This window comes from Pseudorhodoferax sp. Leaf265 (assembly GCF_001422365.1).
In the GTDB taxonomy this organism is placed as follows: Bacteria; Pseudomonadota; Gammaproteobacteria; order Burkholderiales; family Burkholderiaceae_C; genus Pseudorhodoferax.
In genome coordinates, this window is sequence record NZ_LMMT01000001.1 from 174,338 (window position 1) to 189,800 (window position 15,463).

Below are 15,463 nucleotides of genomic sequence, written 5' to 3' on the forward strand. Positions count from 1 at the left end.
CCGTCACATGCCCCAGAACCCGGGCCGCCCGTACTGCGCCTTCAGGAAGTCCAGCCACAACCGCACCCGCAGCGGCAGGTGCTTGCGCTGCGGGAACACGGCGTAGATGCCGTTGGGCGGCGCGGCGAATTCGTCGAGCACGGGCACCAGCAGGCCGGCGGCGATCTCGGCCTCCACCTCCCAGGTGCTGCGCCAGGCGATGCCGTAGCCGGCCAGGCACCAGTCGTGCAGCACCTGGCCGTCCGAGCAATCCAGCGGGCCGCCGGGCTTGAGGTGCACCACCTCGTGCGTGCCGCCCGCCCCTGGCATCGCGAAGGCCCAGCCGCGCGTCTGCGAGGCGTCGCTGGACAGGGTCAGGCAGGCGAAGCGCGGCAGGTCCGAAGGATGGCGCGGCGTGCCGTGGCGGCGCAGGAACTCCTTGGTCGCCACGCAGCGGCGCCGGTTGTCGGCCAGCCGCAGGCTCACCAGCGAGGAGTCGGGCAGGTCGCCCACGCGCACGGCGCAGTCGAAGCTCTCGCCGGTCAGGTCGACCAGGCGGTCGCTGAGGTTCAGCGAGATCGTCACCTCAGGGTGCAACTCGTGGAAGCGCGGCACCAGGGGCGCCACATGGCGGCGGCCGAAGCCGGCCGGCGCCGTCACGCGCAGGTGGCCGCTGGCCTTGACACCGCCGGCGCCCACGCTGGCCTCGGCATTGGCCAGTTCGACCAGCAGGCGCTGGCAATCCTCCAGGAAGGCCGTGCCCTCGTAGGTCAGCGTGATGCGCCGCGTGGTGCGCACCAGCAGGCGCACGCCCAGCCGCCCTTCCAGCGCATCGAGCCGGCGTCCCATGACGGCCGGTGCCACGCCCTCGGCCTTGGCCGCCGCCGTCAGGCTGCCGCGCGTGGCCACGGAGACGAAGGACTCCAGCTGTTTCAGTCTGTCCATCGCCGGATTATCGAAGGCGCTGCGCGCGACCGAATCCGTGCGTCTGGCGCATCATTTGCACCTTAAATCGAACATATTTCCATTGAAATTATGTGTTAATCTGCAACAACGATTCCATTCCTGCAGAGGTCGAACGTGCAGACAGACATTCGCGACATGACGGTGGACGGCTTGCTCCAGATGCACGATCTGGTGTCCGAAGACCTCGCGGCGGTGCGCAAGCTGGGTGCCTGCGTGCTGCCCCGGCTCAACGAGTACGGCGAGCTCTTCTACCGCTGGATCGCCGACCTGCCCGAGTACCAGATCGTCTTCACGAGCCCGGAGATCACGGCCCACGCGCGTGCTGAACAGCTGCAGTACTGGCGCCGCACCTTCGCCGCCGAGGTGGACGACCGCTACGTGGCCGAGCGCCGCCACGTGGGCGCCACGCACGCGCGCATCGGGCTGTCGCTGCCAAGCTACTTCGCGGCCATGAACTACTCGTTCGTGCTGCTGACCAAGACGCTGTACGACGGCCAGCTCAGCAACGCCGACTACCTGGTGGCGCTGCAGGCGTTCACCAAGCTGATGCACTTCGACATCACGATCGTGGCCGACACCTATTCGCGCCTGATCAACGAGCGCATCGCCAAGCAGAGCCAGGCGCTGCTGGAGATGTCCACGCCGGTCACGCAGATCTGGGAAGACATCCTGATGCTGCCCGTGGTCGGCATCATCGATTCGCGCCGCGCGCAGGACCTGATGCTGACCGTGCTCAAGCGCATCAGCCAGACCCGCGCCAAGGTCTTCATCATGGACATCTCGGGCGTGGCCGTGGTCGATTCGGGCGTGGCCAACCACCTGATCAAGATCACCAAGTCCACCGGCCTCATGGGCTGCACCTCGCTGGTCTCGGGCATCTCGCCCGAGATCGCCCAGACCATGGTGAACCTGGGCTTCGACGTGAGCGAGATCTCCACCTCGGCCACGCTGCACGATGCGCTGGAGCGCGCGTTCCGGGTCATCGGCCGCACCGTGACCGAAATCTCGCGCACCTGAGCGCCCCGCCATGGATCCGGTCGAGGAGACGCGCGTCCCGGTCTCGATGATCGGCAAGGTCGTGTTCGCCTCGCTGCAGATCGACCCGCACCCGCAGCTGCTGGAATGGCTGCGCGAAGACCTGGCGCGCCGCGTGGTGCACAGCCGGGCCACGCGCGTGCTGCTGGACCTGTCGGGCCTGGTCACGCTGGACGAGCACGAGTACGCCCACCTCGTCACCACGGCCAGCATGCTCAAGCTGCTGGGCGCCAGCACCGTGCTGGTGGGCATGCGTCCGGGGACCGTGGCCGCGCTGGCGGCGCTGGACGCCGACCTCTCGGCCGTGCCCGGCGCCTGCGACGTGGCGCAGGGCCTGGCCCTGAAGACCGGGGACTGAGCATGCACGCGGACCAGGGCGTGCAGCGCCAGCGCATCCACATCGGGGGCGAGGCCGACGTCTACAACGCGGCCATGCTGGCCTACGCGCTGGTGCAGCAGGCCGGCGCGCGCACGCTGCTGGCCACCGAGGCGGCCACGGTGGTGTCCGAACTGGGCATGAACATCGTCAAGTACGCCGGCCGCGGCAGCGTGACCGTGAGCCTGCAAGCCAGCCCGCGCGCCTACGTGGAGGTGCAGGCGGAAGACCGCGGCCCCGGCATCGCCGACCTGGCGCTGGCGCTGACCGAGAGCTACAGCAGCCGCGGCACGCTGGGCCTGGGCCTGCCCGGCGTGCGGCGCATGTCCGACCAGTTCGACATCCGCTCGGACCCCGGTGCCGGCACCCGTGTGCGCGCGTTGCGTTGGCTGCAGGACGCCCCGGCGCGCGCATTCGACCGCATCGACGCCGCGCCGCGCAGCGCAGACGCGCCCCTGCAACCCGCCGGCACGCCGCCGGGCTGGCAGTACGGCCAGGCCCGCCGCCCCTGCTACGGCGAGGTCGTCAGCGGTGATGGCTGCATGCTCCAGGCCGTGCAGCACGGCACCGTGGCCGGCATCCTGGACGTGCTGGGCCACGGCGCCGAGGCCGCCCGGCTGGCGCGCCATTGCGAGCACTGGCTGACTGCCAATGCCCACGCCGACGTGGTCGGCCTGGCCGAGGGCCTGCACGCCGAAGTGCGCGGCAGCATCGGCCTGGCGCTGACCCTGGTCTTCGTGGATGCGCAGAGCCACCAGGCGACGGTGACCGGTGTCGGCAACACGCGGCTGTTCTGCCTGCGCGTGCCCGGGCTGCGCATCGATGCGCAGCCCGGCATCGTTGGCGGCAACAACATGCCGCGCCTGCGGCCCACGCGCGTCCAGATCACGCCGCAGGACACATTGCTGCTGGCCACGGACGGCATCGAGGAGCGGCTCACCGTCGAGCAATTGCTGCCGCTGCGCCGCCACGGCGTGCAGCACGTCGCGCAGCAGGTGCTGCGCGACCACGGCAAGGACCACGACGATGCGACCTGCATGGTGCTGCGATGCCCGCCATGAAGCCTGACAGTCCCGCCGAGGCTCCCGTCGCTGGTCCATTGGGCAGCCTGCAATTCAGCACGGCCGACGTGAATGCCGTGCGCGCCAAGCTGCGCCTCGTGCTGCAGGCGCTGCGCGTGCCCGCCATCACGGTGGACCTGCTGCTGCCCGGCCTGTCCAGCCTGCTGCGCCGGCTGGCAGCCTTGCGCGTGGAGCAGGTCGACATCGGCTTGGCGGGCGACACGCTGTGGCTGCAGACCCGCCTCCTGGACGAGGCTCCGCAGATCGGCGGTCTGCTGGGTGCCGTGCGCACGCCCGCGGGCTGGCGCTTCGAGGCCCGCCTGCCAGGCATCGGCCAGCCCGACTGGAGCGCGCTGCGCGCGATCGTGGCGCGGCGCAGCCGCACCCAGCTGATCGACGACCTGCAGGCCCACCGCGCCAGCCTGGAGCGCGAGATCGAACGCCGCACGCGCGCGCTGTCGGCCAGCGAACTGCGCTCGCGCACGGTCATCGACGGCGCACCGCTGGCCGTGGTGCTGATCGACCAGGAGGGCGTGGTCAAGGAGTGGAACGCCGTGGCCGAACAGACCTTCGGCCACAGCGCGGCGCGCGCCGTGGGCCGGCGCCTGCAGGCCCTGGTGCAGTTGGAGGGCGAGCCCACGCTGCCCGACATCCTGGCGCGCGGGCTGGACGCGGACGCCCGGCGCCTGACGGCCGCGCGCTTCTGGGACCTGACGGCGCTGCGCGAGGACGGCAGCCGCATCCCGGTGGAAGCCGGCATGACGGTGTTCCCGATCGACGAGGTCTGGCATGGCACGCTGTTCGCGCGCGACAGCAGCGAGCGCAAGCAGGCCGAGACCGCCATGCAGGCCGCCAAGCAGGCAGCCGAGAGCGCGGCCCAGATGAAATCGGACTTCCTGGCCAACATGAGCCACGAGATCCGCACGCCCATGAACGCCATCCTGGGCATGTCGCACCTGGTGCTCAAGGCCGACCTGGCGCCGCGCCAGCGCGAGTACGTGAGCAAGATCCAGCAGTCCGGCCAGCACCTGCTGGCCATCATCAACGACATCCTGGACTTCTCGAAGGTCGAGGCCGACAAGATGGTCGTCGAGTCGGTCGACTTCGAACTCGACCACCTGCTGGACAACGTGGCCACGCTGGTGGCCGACAAGGCCGCCGCCAAGGGGCTGGAGCTGGTGTTCGACGTGGGCCGCGACGTGCCCACCTCGCTGATCGGCGACCCGCTGCGGCTGGGCCAGGTGCTTGTGAACTACGCCAGCAACGCCATCAAATTCACCGAGAAGGGCAGCATCGACGTGGTGGTGCGCGTGCGCCAGCACAGTGCGGGCCAGGTGCTGCTGCACCTGGCGGTGCGCGACACCGGCATCGGCCTGACGCAAGACCAGCAGCAGCGCCTGTTCCAGTCGTTCCAGCAGGCCGACACCTCGACCACGCGCAAGTACGGCGGCACCGGCCTGGGGCTGGCGATCTGCAAGAAGCTGGCCGTGCTGATGGGCGGCGAAGTCGGCGTGACCAGCAAGCCCGGCCAGGGCAGCACCTTCTGGTTCACGGCATGGCTGGGCCTGTCCAGCAGCAAGCCGCGGGCGCTGTCGCTGTCGGCCAAGCTGCGCGGCCTGCGCGTGCTGGTGGTCGACGACAACGACAGCGCCCGCACCGTGCTGCGCACGCTGCTGGAAGCCATGATGTTCGAGGTCGACGATGCAGCCAGCGGCAACGAGGCCCTGGCCATGCTGCGCCAGGGCGTGGAGGGCGGGCGGCCCTACGAGCTGGCCTACCTGGACTGGCAGATGCCCGAGATGGACGGCTTCGAGACGGCCCGGCGCATCCGCGCGCTGCAGCTGCCCGGCACGCTGCACATGGTCATGGTCACGGCCTACGGCCGCGAGGAGCTGTTGGCCAAGGCCGCGTCCTGCGGCATCGCGGACGTGCTCATGAAGCCCGTCAACGCCTCGGGCCTGCTGGACTGCACCATGCGCGTGCTGGCCGACGGCAGCGAGCCGATGCCGACCAACGCCGCACGGCCGGTTGCAGCGTCCGCCTCGCAGCAGCTCGACAGCCTGCGCGGCGCCCATGTGCTGCTGGTGGAGGACAACGACCTCAACCAGGAGGTGGCGCTGGGCCTGCTCGAGGACATGGGCATCCGCGCCGACGTGGCCGACAACGGCGCCACCGCGCTCGACATGGTGCAACGCCGGCCCTACGACCTGGTGCTCATGGACATGCAGATGCCGGTCATGGACGGCATCACGGCCACGCTGGCGATCCGCGCCCTGGCGGACTTCGTACCGCCACCCATCGTGGCCATGACGGCCAACGCCATGCAGGTCGACCGCGACCGCTGCGCGGCCGCCGGCATGGTCGACTTCGTGAGCAAGCCGATCGAACCCGACGACCTCGCGCGCGCGCTGCTGCGCTGGATCGCGCCGGATGCCGGGCGCGCCGCCCGGGCCGCTGCGGCGCCGCGCGCAGAGCCGGCACCGGCGCCCGCACCGGCCGCACCGCTGCAGATCGAGGGCCTGAACACGGCGGCCGGCCTGCGCCGCACGCTGGGCAAGACCGACCTGTACCTGAACCTGCTGCGCAAGTTCGAACAGGGCCAGCAGGACGTGCCGGCACAGATCCGCAGCGCGATCGACGCTGGCGACATGGCGCTGGCGCAGCGGCTCGCGCACACGCTCAAGGGCGTGGCGGGCAACATCGGCGCCGAGACGCTGCAGGCGGCAGCCGCCGAACTCGAGCACGCGATCCGTGCACAGCATCCGCGCACCGAGATCGCCGGCCTGCTGGCGGCGGCAGAACTGCCGCTGCGCGCCCTGCTGCAGGTGCTGGCGACGGTGCTGCGCCCGGCCGTGGCGGCCGGCCCGACGGCGGCCGAGACCCCGGTCGACACGCAGCAGTTCAAACGCATCGGCGGCGAGCTGCGCGCGCTGCTGGCCAGCGACGACGCCGCGGCGCTGGACCTGCTGGAGCAGCACCGCGGCCTGCTGCAGCAGGTGCTGGGCCCCGACTTCGACACCATGGCCCGGGCCGCGGCCGACTTCGATTTCAGCCAGGCGCTGGAGCTGCTGGACGGCGCGCTGGCCGCCTGAGCCGGATCAGTCGGCCGTCGCGCCCGAGGCCTTCACGGCCACGCCCCACTTGGTGATCTCGCTGGCGATGAAGCGGTCGAATTCCGGGCCCGTGCTGGGCGCGGCCTCGGAGCCCCGGTCGCGCATGAACTTCACCATCGTCTCGCTGCGCAGGATATCCACCACCTCCTGGTTCAGCCGCGCCAGGATATCGGCCGGCGTGCCGTGCGGTGCCATCAGGCCCAGCCAACCCACGGCCTCGAAGTCCTTGAGCCCGGCCACACCGGCCTCGCGCACGGCCGGCACCTCGGGCAGCTGGCTGGAGCGCGTGGCCGAGGTCACGGCCAGCGGCACGGCGCGGCCGGCCTGGATGTTGGCCAGCGCGGCGGTGACCGAATCGACCATCAGCGGCACCTGGTTGCCCAGGAAGTCGGCCTGGGCCGGGCCGCTGCCGCGGTAGGGGATGTGGGTGATGAACACGCCGGCCTGGGCCTTGAGCATTTCGCCCGACAGGTGCTGCGAGCCGCCGATGCCGGCGCTGGCGTAGTTGAGCCGGCCCGGCGCGGCCTTGGCCTGATCCACCATCTGGCGCAGCGTCTTGATGCCCGAGGCCGGCGTGGCCAGGAACACCAGCGGAACCTTGGCGATCAGCGAGATGCCGACCAGGTCCTTGGCTGGGTCGTAGCCGAGCTTCTTGTACAGCGTCTGGTTCACGGCCATGGCGCTGCCCGCGATCAGCAGCGTGTAGCCGTCGGGCGTGGCGCGCGCCACCATCTCCGTGCCGATGTTGCTGCCCGCGCCCGCCTTGTTGTCCACCACGATGGGCTGACCCAGGCGTTTGCCGAGCTGCTCGGCCAGCGCGCGCGCAAAGATGTCGGAGGCCTGGCCCGGCGGGAACGGCACGACCAGGCGGATCGGCTTGTCGGGCCAGGCCGCGTGGGCCAGCGGCGCGAGCACGGACAGGGCCAGGCCGGCCAAGAGGCTGCGGCGCAGAAAGGGAACGCGCATGGTGTGTGTCTCCAGAATCTCAAAGAAAAAGCGCAGGAGCGTCGCCGCTCCTGCGCCTTGGGTGGTGGCTCAGGCGAGGTGCTTGCCGAGGATGCCGGCGATCTCGAACATGGTCGCGCTAGGCTTGCCGAACACCGCCTGCAACGCGGGGTCGGCTTTGATGCTGCGCTTGTCCTTGGGGTCCTGCAGGCCCTTGGCCTTGATGTAGTCCCACAGCTTCTTGGTGGCCTCGGTGCGCAGCACGGGGGTGTCGCCGATCACGGCGGCCAGCGCCGCGCTGGGCTTGAGGCCCGTGCCGGCGGCGGCCTTGCGCGGGGTCTTGGCCGCGGCCGTCTTGGTCGCCGGCGCCTTCTTCGCGGCTGCGGCCTTCTTGGCCGGCGCCGCCTTCTTGGCGGCGAACGCCCCACCCTTGCGCGGCGGGAACTTGGAGTCGCGCGGCTCGAACTCGAAGGTCACCTTGCCCTCGTCCTTGTTCCAGGCCAGGAAGGCCTTGAAGCTGCGCCGCGTGCGCATGCTCACGAACTTGTCGAGCAGGTCGGTCTTGCCTTCGGCCAGGAGCTTCTTCACCTGGGCCTCGTCCACCGGTTGCTGCAGGATGACCTTGCCGGTCTTGAAGTCGCAGGTCGGCTGGGGCTGCTCGGCCGTGGGCACGGAGTGCGCGCAAATGTAGTTGCTGCCGAACTCGAACACGCCAGCGCCGCACTTGGGGCAGTTCCCCAGTTTGGCCTGGCCGCTGAAGTCGACGATCTCGCCGGTCTCGGCCGGATCCTTGGCGTCGTCGCCAAAGTCGAACTCCAGCTTCCAGTTCTTGTCGTCCTCGCTGAAGGCCAGGCGGATCTCGGCCACGAAGGGCCAGCCGGCCTTGGAACGGAAGCCCTCCAGCGGGCCGATGTGCTTGTCGCGCACCAGGGCCTCGGCCTCGGCGATCTCGAAGGTGCGGCCAGCCGGCGACTTGGTGAACGAGAAGCCGCAGGCGCCGTCGCCGCTGCCCTTGGGGCCGGTGCAGGTGTAGCGGCGGTAGTTTTCCTTGACCACGCCGCCGCAATTCGGGCAGGGCGCAGCCAGCGTCGCGTAGTCGCCCGGCACGGTGTCGCGGTCGTACTCCTTGGCCTTCTTGACGATGTGCTCGGTCATCTGCGCGATCTCGCGCATGAAGGCGTCGCGTGAGAGCGCGCCCTTCTCCATCTGGGCCAGCTTGTATTCCCACTCGCCCGTGAGCTCGGCCTTGGACAGTTCCTCCACGCCCAGGCCGCGCAGCAAGGTCATGAGCTGGAAGGCCTTGGCCGTGGGGATCAGCTCGCGGCCCTCGCGCAGCATGTACTTCTCGTTGAGCAGGCCTTCGATGATGGCCGCGCGCGTGGCCGGTGTGCCCAGGCCCTTCTCCTGCATGGCCTCGCGCAGCTCCTCGTCGTCGATGAGCTTGCCCGCGCCTTCCATGGCGCCCAGCAGCGTGGCTTCGCTGTAGCGTGCCGGGGGGCGGGTGCGCAGACCCTTGGCCTCGGCCGAGGCCACCTGCACGGTCTCGCCCGGCTGCACGGGCACCAGGCGCTTGCCGCCTTCCTTCTCGTCGTCCTCGCCCTCGGCTTCCTTGCCGTAGATGGCCATCCAGCCCGGCTTGACCAGCACCTTGCCGTCGGAACGGAAGGCGTATTTTTTGCCCTGCGTCTCGACGGTGGAGATGCGCGTGGTGACCTGGAACTCCGCGCTCGGGAAGAACACCGACAGGAAGCGCCGCACGACGAAGTCGTAGAGCTTCTGCTCGGCGTCCGACAGGCCGCTGGGTGCCTGCAGCGTGGGGATGATGGCGAAGTGGTCCGACACCTTGGCGTTGTCGAACACGCGCTTGCTGGGCTTCACGTAGCCGCCGTCGATGGCCTGCTTGGCGAACGGCGCCAGGTGCTTCATGCCGCTCGTGGCCAGCATCTTCATGGTGTCCTTGACCACCGGCAGGTAGTCCTCGGGCAGCGCGCGCGAGTCGGTCCGCGGGTAGGTCAGGGCCTTGTGGCGCTCGTACAGGCTCTGCGCCAGCGCCAGCGTGGTCTTGGCCGAGAAGCCGAAGCGGCTGTTGGCCTCGCGCTGCAGCGAGGTCAGGTCGAACAGCAGGCCGCTGGCCTGGGTCGTGGGCTTGCTCTCCTCCGTCACCGTGGCGGGCTGGCCGCGCACGGCCTCGGCGATGGCCTGGGCGTCGCGTGCGTTCCAGAGGCGGTCGGCCCGCTGCTCGGGGTCGGGCTCGCCATTGGGCAGCAGCGGCGCGCTGGCCTTCTTGAAGGCCGGGTCGAAGTACTTGCCGGGGTACTGGCCTGCCTGGGCGTCGAACAGGCCATGGATTTCCCAGTAGTCGCGGCTCACGAACTTGCGGATCTGCTCCTCGCGCTCGACCACCACCGACAGCGTGGGCGTCTGCACGCGGCCGACCGTGGTCAGGAAGAAGCCGCCGTCGCGCGAGTTGAAGGCCGTCATGGCCCGTGTGCCATTGATGCCGACCAGCCAGTCGGCCTCGGAGCGCGAACGCGCGGCGTCGGCCAGGCCCTGCATCTGCGCCTCGCTGCGCAGGCGGTCGAAGCCGTCGCGGATGGCCTGCGGCGTCATGGACTGCAGCCACAGGCGCTTGATCGGCTTGCCCAGCGGCTTGGCACCGCCGGCGTACTGCTCGATCAGGCGGAAGATCAGCTCGCCCTCGCGGCCCGCGTCACAGGCGTTCACGAGCGCAGTGACGTCCTTGCGCTTGGCCTGCTTGACGACCGCGTTCAAACGCGACTTGGTCTTGTCCACGGGCTTGAGGTCGAAGTGCGGCGGAATGACGGGCAGGTGCGCGAAGCTCCACTTGCCGCGCTTGACGTCGTACTGCTCGGGCGCCTGGATTTCCACCAAATGGCCTACGGCGCTGGTCACGACGTAGCCATCGCTCTCGAAATGGTCGTCGTGCTTGTCGAACTTGCCGGCCACCGGGGTGAGTGCGCGCACGATGTCCTGCGCCACCGACGGCTTTTCGGCGATCACCAAGGTCTTGGTCATATAGAAACTCTGCGATGTCCTGGTATGGCGCTGACCGACGGCGTGCCGGCCAAGCGCCTTCAAAATTTTGCCGAATGTAATTCAGTGCGCCGCGGGCCCGCGCCCTGCAACACGAGACCGGCATCCAAACGCGGCTCCTACAATCCGGCCCTCGCGCGCATGCGCGCAGGTGCTTTTTCTAAATTAACAGAGTTTCGCCGTGGCTTCCAAAACCCAGCGCCCCCCTGCTCCCGCACGCCGCATCCAGGCCCGCCGTTCGGGCGTCCATGGCAAAGGGGTGTTCGCCGTGCAGGACATCGCCGAGGGCGAGACCGTCATCGAGTACGTGGGCGAGATCATCAGCTGGCAGGAGGCGCAGGACCGCCACCCGCACGATCCGAGCGACCCCAACCACACCTTCTACTTCCACGTCGACGAAGACCACGTGATCGACGCCACCTACGGCGGCAACTCCTCGCGCTGGATCAACCACGCCTGCGAGCCCAACTGCATCGCCGACGAAGTGGACGGCCGCATCTTCATCAAGGCGCTGCGCGACATCCATGCCGGCGAGGAGCTGAACTACGACTACGGGCTCATCATCGACGAGCCCTACACCAAGAAGCTCAAGGCCGAGTACCCCTGCTGGTGCGGTGCCAAGAGCTGCCGCGGCACGCTGCTGTCGCCCAAGCCGCGCAAGCGCGCATGAGCACCGCCGGGCCGCCCCAAGGTGCTCAGCACCGCAGCGCGCAGCGCGAAGGTCCTCCCATGAGCATGCTGCGCTGGCCTGCCGAGGACATCTGGGAAGCGGTGGCGCCGGTGCTGCCGGGCTTCACGGTCGAGGTGCTGCCCGAGATCGACTCGACCAGCAGCGAACTGATGCGCCGCATCCGCGCCGGGCGGCCCGAGCCGACCCTGCTCGTGGCCGAGCGCCAGACCGCCGGCCGCGGCCGCATGGGCCGGCCCTGGCAGGGCGAGGTGGGCAGTTCGCTGGCCATGTCGCTGGCGCTGCCACTGGCGCCCCAGGACTGGTCGGGCCTGTCGCTGGCCGTGGGCGTGGCCGTGGTCGGCGCCTTGCATCCGGCGCTGCAGCTCAAGTGGCCCAACGATGTCTGGTTCGAGGACCGCAAGCTGGCCGGCATCCTGATCGAGACCGTGGCGGCCGGTAGCGAACGCCATGCCATCGTCGGCATCGGCGTCAACATCGCGCCGCGCGACGGCGATGGCCTGTCGACGCCGCCTGCGGCGCTGGCCGAACTGCAACCCGGCTGGGACGCCGGCCAGGCCCTGCGCGCCATCGCGCTGCCGCTGGTGCAGGCCATCCAGCGATTCGAGGCCGAGGGCTTCGCGCCGTTCCGTGCCGCCTTCGAGGCGCGTGATCTGCTCAAGGGCCGGCCGCTGCGCCTGTCCGACGGCACCGAAGGCATGGGCGACGGCGTCGACCCGGATGGCGCGCTGCGCGTGCAGACGGCGCAGGGGCTGCAACGCATCAGCAGCTCCGAAGTCAGCGTGCGGCCGGTGAAAAGCTGAGCATGCTGCTGCGGACCACGGCACTGGCCCTGCTGTTCGCCAACTGCGCCTACTTTGCGTGGTCGCAGGGCCTGCTGGCGCCGGTGGGGCTGGCGCCGGAATCGGCGCGCGAGCCGCAGCGGCTAGAGCAGCAGATCCGGCCCGAGGCGCTGCGGGTGGCGCCAGCGGCGTCGGAACCGGCCCCGACGGCCCCTGTGCCGCCCCAGCCCTCCGCGGCACCGGCTTCGCAGCCCGAGGCGTCCGCCCCTGCCGCGGCCTGCCTGCAGGCCGGCCCGCTGGACAACGCCCAGGCCGAGAACGTGCGCCGCGCACTGACCGCCGGCGGCGTGCCGGCGACGGACTGGACGCTGGAGCCGATCGCACCGCCCGACCGCTGGATCGTCTACATGGGCCGCTACACCGACGCCGACGCGCTGGAGAAGAAGCGCGCCGAGTTGCGCGCCCTGCGCGTGGACACGGCGCCGGTCACGCAGGCCGCGCTCGCACCCGGCCTGTCGCTGGGCGTGTTCTCGACGCAGGAGTCGGCCAACGAACACCTGGCGCAGCTGACACGGCGCGGCGTGCGCACAGCCCGCGTGGTGACCGAGCACCGCGAGCCGAGTTCGGCGCGGCTGCGGCTGCCTGCCGCCGACGCGGCCCTGCGCGAGCAGGTGCAGGGCCTGCTGGCCGGCCGCCCGCTGGCGCCCTGCTGAACGCTCAGCTGCGCGCGGGCTCCGGACCGAAGCGCACTTCCACGCAGGTGCCCGGCGGCTGCTGGCCTGGATGGGCGTCGCGCAAGGCCACCGCCGCGCCATGCTGGCCAGCGATCTCGCGCACGATGGACAAGCCCAGCCCGGAGCCATCGGCATCCGTGCCGAGGGCACGGTAGAAGGGCTGGAACACGAGCTCGCGTTCGGCCGCCGGAATGCCGGGGCCCGAGTCCTCCACCTGCAGGCGCAGCGGGCCGTTGCCATCGGCCGCCAGCACGTGGGCCGTCACCACGCCGGGCCGGTCCGGGCGCGAGGGCGTGTAGGCGATGGCGTTGTCGACCAGGTTGCGCACCAGCTCCTTGAGCAGCGTGGCATTGCCTTCGAGCTGCACACCCGCCGCGCCGGGCAGGGCGCCGTCGTAGCCCAGGTCCAGCGACTTGTCCATGGCGCGCGGCAGGGCCTCCTGCACCACGTCCATGACCAGCCGCGCGAGGTCGCAGGGCTGGCGCGCGATGGGCGCGCCGGCGTTCTCGGCGCGCGCCAGCGCCAGCAGCTGGTTCACGGTGTGCGTGGCGCGGATGCTGGAGCGGCGGATCTGCAGCAGCGACTGCTTGAGTTCGTCGGCGTTGGCGCCGTCGCGCTGCGCCAGGTCGGCCTGCATGCGCAGTCCCGCCAGTGGCGTCTTGAGCTGGTGCGCGGCATCGGCCAGGAATCGCTTCTGCGTGGCGATGGAGTCCTTCAGCCGCCGCAGCAGGTCGTTGACCGAGGACACCAGCGGCGCCACCTCCAGCGGCACGGTGCGGTCGTCCAATGGCGAGAGGTCGTCGGGCTTGCGGGCGCGGATGCGCTCCTCGAGTTCGGAGAGCGGCTTGATGCCACGCACCAGCGCCAGCCAGACCAGCAGCACCGCGAGCGGCAGGATCACGAACTGCGGCAGCATCACGCCCTTGATGATTTCGGCGGCCAGCACCGAGCGCTTCTCGCGCGTTTCGGCCACCTGCACGAGGGCAGTCTGCCCGCTGCCGTCCAGCGCCACCCAGGTGTAGGCCACGCGCAGGCCCAGGCCGCGCAGTTCGTCGTCGCGCAGCCGCACCTCGCCGGGCTGGGGGCGTTCGGCGTCGCGCGGCAGGGCCAGCTCGCGCTCGCCGGCCAGCAGTTCGCCGCGCGGCCCCAGCACCTGGTAGAAGACCTGGTCGGACTCGTCGGCGCGCAGCAACTCGTGCGCCGGTGGCGGCAGGCTGAACTGCAGCCGCCCGCTCTTGGGCAGCGCCACCTGCTGGGCCAGTGCACGCGCGTTGTGCTCCAGCGCGCGGTCGAACGGGTTGCCGGCGATGCCCTGGGCCACGAGCCAGGTCAGCACCAGGCTGACCGGCCACAGCAGCAGCAGCGGCGTCAGCATCCAGTCCAGGATCTCGCCGAACAGCGAACGCTGTTCGCGCTGGAAGATCTTCACGCGTTGATTTTCTCGAGGCAGTAGCCGAGGCCACGCACGGTGGCGATGCGGATCGGGCCCTTCTCGATCTTCTTGCGCAAACGGTGGATGTAGACCTCGATGGCGTTGGTCGAGACCTCCTCGCCCCACTCGCACAGGCGCTCGACCAGCTGGTCCTTGCTGACCAGGCGGCCGGCACGCTGCAGCAGCACCTCCAGCAGGCCCAGTTCGCGCGCCGAGAGTTCGACCATGCGGCCGTCGATGGTGGCCACGCGGCCAGCCTGGTCGTACTCCAACGGGCCATGGCGGATCGAGCTGCTGGTGGCGCCGCTGCCGCGCCGCGTGAGTGCGCGCACGCGGGCTTCGAGTTCCTGCAGCGAGAAGGGCTTGGCCATGTAGTCGTCGGCGCCGTAGTCCAGGCCCTTGACGCGTTCCTCCACGCTGTCGGCTGCCGTCAGGATGAGCACCGGCAGCGCCGAGCCGCGGCCGCGCAGCGCGCGCAGCACCTCCAGGCCGTGCATGCGCGGCAGGCCCAGGTCCAGGATCAGCAGGTCGAACTGGCTGCTGGTGCGCAGTGCGGCATCGGCCTCGCTGCCGCTGGCCACATGGTCCACGGCCGCGCCGGAGCTGCGCAGCGCGCGCAGCAGGCCGTCGGCCAGCACCTGGTCATCCTCGGCGATCAGAATGCGCATGCGGTTCTCCGGTTGGCGAAACGGAAATTTTAGGAGCCGGCATAGGCTTCCAGGCCCAATGCGACCACGGTGGCGACTTCAGGCCCCACGGCCTCGCGGAATTCGGCCTCGGCCTGCGCCAGCGCGCTGCGGAAGGCCTGCTGCCAGGCCAGGCCATCCGGGGTAAAGCGCACGACACGGGCACGCGCATCATGCGGGTCGGCCGCCCGCGTGACCAGGCCCCAGGCCTCGCACTGCGCAATGAGATCGCCCATCGCCTGCTTGCTCATGCCGGCACGCTCGGCCAGCACGCCGGGCCGCGTGCCGGCCACGTCCAGGTGGCGCGTGATGTGCACGTGGGCGGCACTGACCTGGGCCCGCGCCGCGAGGTTCGACAGGGCCAGAGGCACCTGCACATCGTGGGCCATGAGTGCCAGCACGCGGGCGTCGAAGCGGCGCAGCGCCTCACCCATCAGGCGGCCCAGATGGGTGGTGCGCCAGGCCTCTTTGGGGTCGGTGGTCTGCATCCGTAAATCGTAAGGCAAACTGACTAAAAAACATGATTCTCAAGATCAATGCCTGCAATACACTACTGGTCAAGCATCCAGACAGTATGTAGTCACAGTCCGGGTGCAGTTTGCAAGTCATTGA

12 protein-coding genes and 1 pseudogene are annotated in these 15,463 nt (G+C 70.1%); 7 read left to right on the forward strand and 6 right to left on the reverse strand.

The genetic code is table 11. The features are described 5' to 3' along the window. Nucleotides 1–3: 3 nt before the first annotated feature. A complete protein-coding gene (locus ASF45_RS00845; RefSeq protein WP_056655439.1) occupies nucleotides 4–924 on the reverse strand; it encodes a LysR family transcriptional regulator in 921 nt (306 codons plus the stop codon). Between the two features lie 135 nt (nucleotides 925–1,059). Here ASF45_RS00845 and ASF45_RS00850 point away from each other — a divergent pair, with 135 nt between their 5' ends. Genes ASF45_RS00850 through ASF45_RS00865 form a run of 4 tightly spaced genes read left to right on the forward strand, consistent with a single transcriptional unit; the run spans nucleotide 1,060 to nucleotide 6,509 of the window. Then, complete coding sequence (locus ASF45_RS00850; protein ID WP_200932090.1) at nucleotides 1,060–1,962, forward strand: protoglobin domain-containing protein; 903 nt, start codon at nucleotides 1,060–1,062, stop codon at nucleotides 1,960–1,962. A gap of 10 nt (nucleotides 1,963–1,972) precedes the next feature. After that, on the forward strand, nucleotides 1,973–2,338 hold the full coding sequence (locus ASF45_RS00855) for an STAS domain-containing protein (RefSeq protein WP_056655445.1): 366 nt from the start codon (nucleotides 1,973–1,975) through the stop codon (nucleotides 2,336–2,338). Nucleotides 2,339–2,340: 2 nt separating this feature from the next. Next, nucleotides 2,341–3,417, forward strand: coding sequence for an ATP-binding protein (locus tag ASF45_RS00860; RefSeq protein WP_056655448.1), 1,077 nt, complete (start codon nucleotides 2,341–2,343; stop codon nucleotides 3,415–3,417). Next, complete coding sequence (locus tag ASF45_RS00865) at nucleotides 3,414–6,509, forward strand: response regulator (protein ID WP_156472765.1); 3,096 nt, start codon at nucleotides 3,414–3,416, stop codon at nucleotides 6,507–6,509. The genes ASF45_RS00860 and ASF45_RS00865 overlap by 4 nt, the downstream gene beginning before the upstream one ends. Nucleotides 6,510–6,515: 6 nt before the next feature. On the opposite strand, the gene ASF45_RS00870 is transcribed toward ASF45_RS00865, so the two are convergent. Both ASF45_RS00870 and ASF45_RS00875 read right to left on the reverse strand, forming a co-directional pair. Further along, nucleotides 6,516–7,496: a tripartite tricarboxylate transporter substrate binding protein gene (locus ASF45_RS00870; RefSeq protein ID WP_082550733.1), complete on the reverse strand. Its 981-nt coding sequence runs from the start codon at nucleotides 7,494–7,496 to the stop codon at nucleotides 6,516–6,518. Between the two features lie 69 nt (nucleotides 7,497–7,565). After that, the gene (locus ASF45_RS00875; RefSeq protein WP_056655454.1) at nucleotides 7,566–10,511 is read right to left on the reverse strand and encodes a DNA topoisomerase III; all 2,946 of its coding nucleotides are present in this window, start codon (nucleotides 10,509–10,511) and stop codon (nucleotides 7,566–7,568) included. Nucleotides 10,512–10,710: 199 nt separating this feature from the next. On the opposite strand from ASF45_RS00875, the pseudogene ASF45_RS00880 reads away from it, so the two are divergent. The 3 genes and pseudogenes from ASF45_RS00880 to ASF45_RS00890 form a co-directional block, all read left to right on the forward strand. Continuing rightward, nucleotides 10,711–11,181 (forward strand): annotated as a pseudogene (locus ASF45_RS00880) (SET domain-containing protein); the annotation flags it as partial. 77 nt (nucleotides 11,182–11,258) lie between these two features. Further along, nucleotides 11,259–12,020, forward strand: coding sequence for a biotin--[acetyl-CoA-carboxylase] ligase (locus tag ASF45_RS00885; protein WP_056655459.1), 762 nt, complete (start codon nucleotides 11,259–11,261; stop codon nucleotides 12,018–12,020). Between the two features lie 2 nt (nucleotides 12,021–12,022). After that, on the forward strand, nucleotides 12,023–12,712 hold the full coding sequence (locus ASF45_RS00890) for an SPOR domain-containing protein (RefSeq protein WP_369802091.1): 690 nt from the start codon (nucleotides 12,023–12,025) through the stop codon (nucleotides 12,710–12,712). A gap of 4 nt (nucleotides 12,713–12,716) precedes the next feature. Here the strand turns inward: ASF45_RS00890 and ASF45_RS00895 are convergent, their stop codons facing one another. From ASF45_RS00895 to ASF45_RS00905, 3 genes are read right to left on the reverse strand one after another with little or no spacing between them, the layout of a single operon-like run. After that, nucleotides 12,717–14,162: a sensor histidine kinase gene (locus ASF45_RS00895; protein WP_056655463.1), complete on the reverse strand. Its 1,446-nt coding sequence runs from the start codon at nucleotides 14,160–14,162 to the stop codon at nucleotides 12,717–12,719. Further along, the gene (locus tag ASF45_RS00900; RefSeq protein WP_056655466.1) at nucleotides 14,159–14,833 is read right to left on the reverse strand and encodes a response regulator transcription factor; all 675 of its coding nucleotides are present in this window, start codon (nucleotides 14,831–14,833) and stop codon (nucleotides 14,159–14,161) included. The genes ASF45_RS00895 and ASF45_RS00900 overlap by 4 nt, the downstream gene beginning before the upstream one ends. Nucleotides 14,834–14,862: 29 nt before the next feature. Then, a complete protein-coding gene (locus ASF45_RS00905; RefSeq protein ID WP_056655469.1) occupies nucleotides 14,863–15,339 on the reverse strand; it encodes a MarR family winged helix-turn-helix transcriptional regulator in 477 nt (158 codons plus the stop codon). Nucleotides 15,340–15,463: the final 124 nt, after the last annotated feature.

What these genes read in the sequence shown, in the direction of transcription:
- ASF45_RS00845 (WP_056655439.1), bottom strand. Translation starts at nt 924, where the DNA reads ATGGACAGACTGAAACAGCTGGAGTCCTTCGTCTCCGTGGCCACGCGC.
- ASF45_RS00855 (WP_056655445.1), top strand. Translation starts at nt 1,973, where the DNA reads ATGGATCCGGTCGAGGAGACGCGCGTCCCGGTCTCGATGATCGGCAAG.
- ASF45_RS00860 (WP_056655448.1), top strand. Translation starts at nt 2,341, where the DNA reads ATGCACGCGGACCAGGGCGTGCAGCGCCAGCGCATCCACATCGGGGGC.
- ASF45_RS00865 (WP_156472765.1), top strand. Translation starts at nt 3,414, where the DNA reads ATGAAGCCTGACAGTCCCGCCGAGGCTCCCGTCGCTGGTCCATTGGGC.
- ASF45_RS00870 (WP_082550733.1), bottom strand. Translation starts at nt 7,496, where the DNA reads ATGCGCGTTCCCTTTCTGCGCCGCAGCCTCTTGGCCGGCCTGGCCCTG.
- ASF45_RS00875 (WP_056655454.1), bottom strand. Translation starts at nt 10,511, where the DNA reads ATGACCAAGACCTTGGTGATCGCCGAAAAGCCGTCGGTGGCGCAGGAC.
- ASF45_RS00885 (WP_056655459.1), top strand. Translation starts at nt 11,259, where the DNA reads ATGAGCATGCTGCGCTGGCCTGCCGAGGACATCTGGGAAGCGGTGGCG.
- ASF45_RS00890 (WP_369802091.1), top strand. Translation starts at nt 12,023, where the DNA reads ATGCTGCTGCGGACCACGGCACTGGCCCTGCTGTTCGCCAACTGCGCC.
- ASF45_RS00900 (WP_056655466.1), bottom strand. Translation starts at nt 14,833, where the DNA reads ATGCGCATTCTGATCGCCGAGGATGACCAGGTGCTGGCCGACGGCCTG.
- ASF45_RS00905 (WP_056655469.1), bottom strand. Translation starts at nt 15,339, where the DNA reads ATGCAGACCACCGACCCCAAAGAGGCCTGGCGCACCACCCATCTGGGC.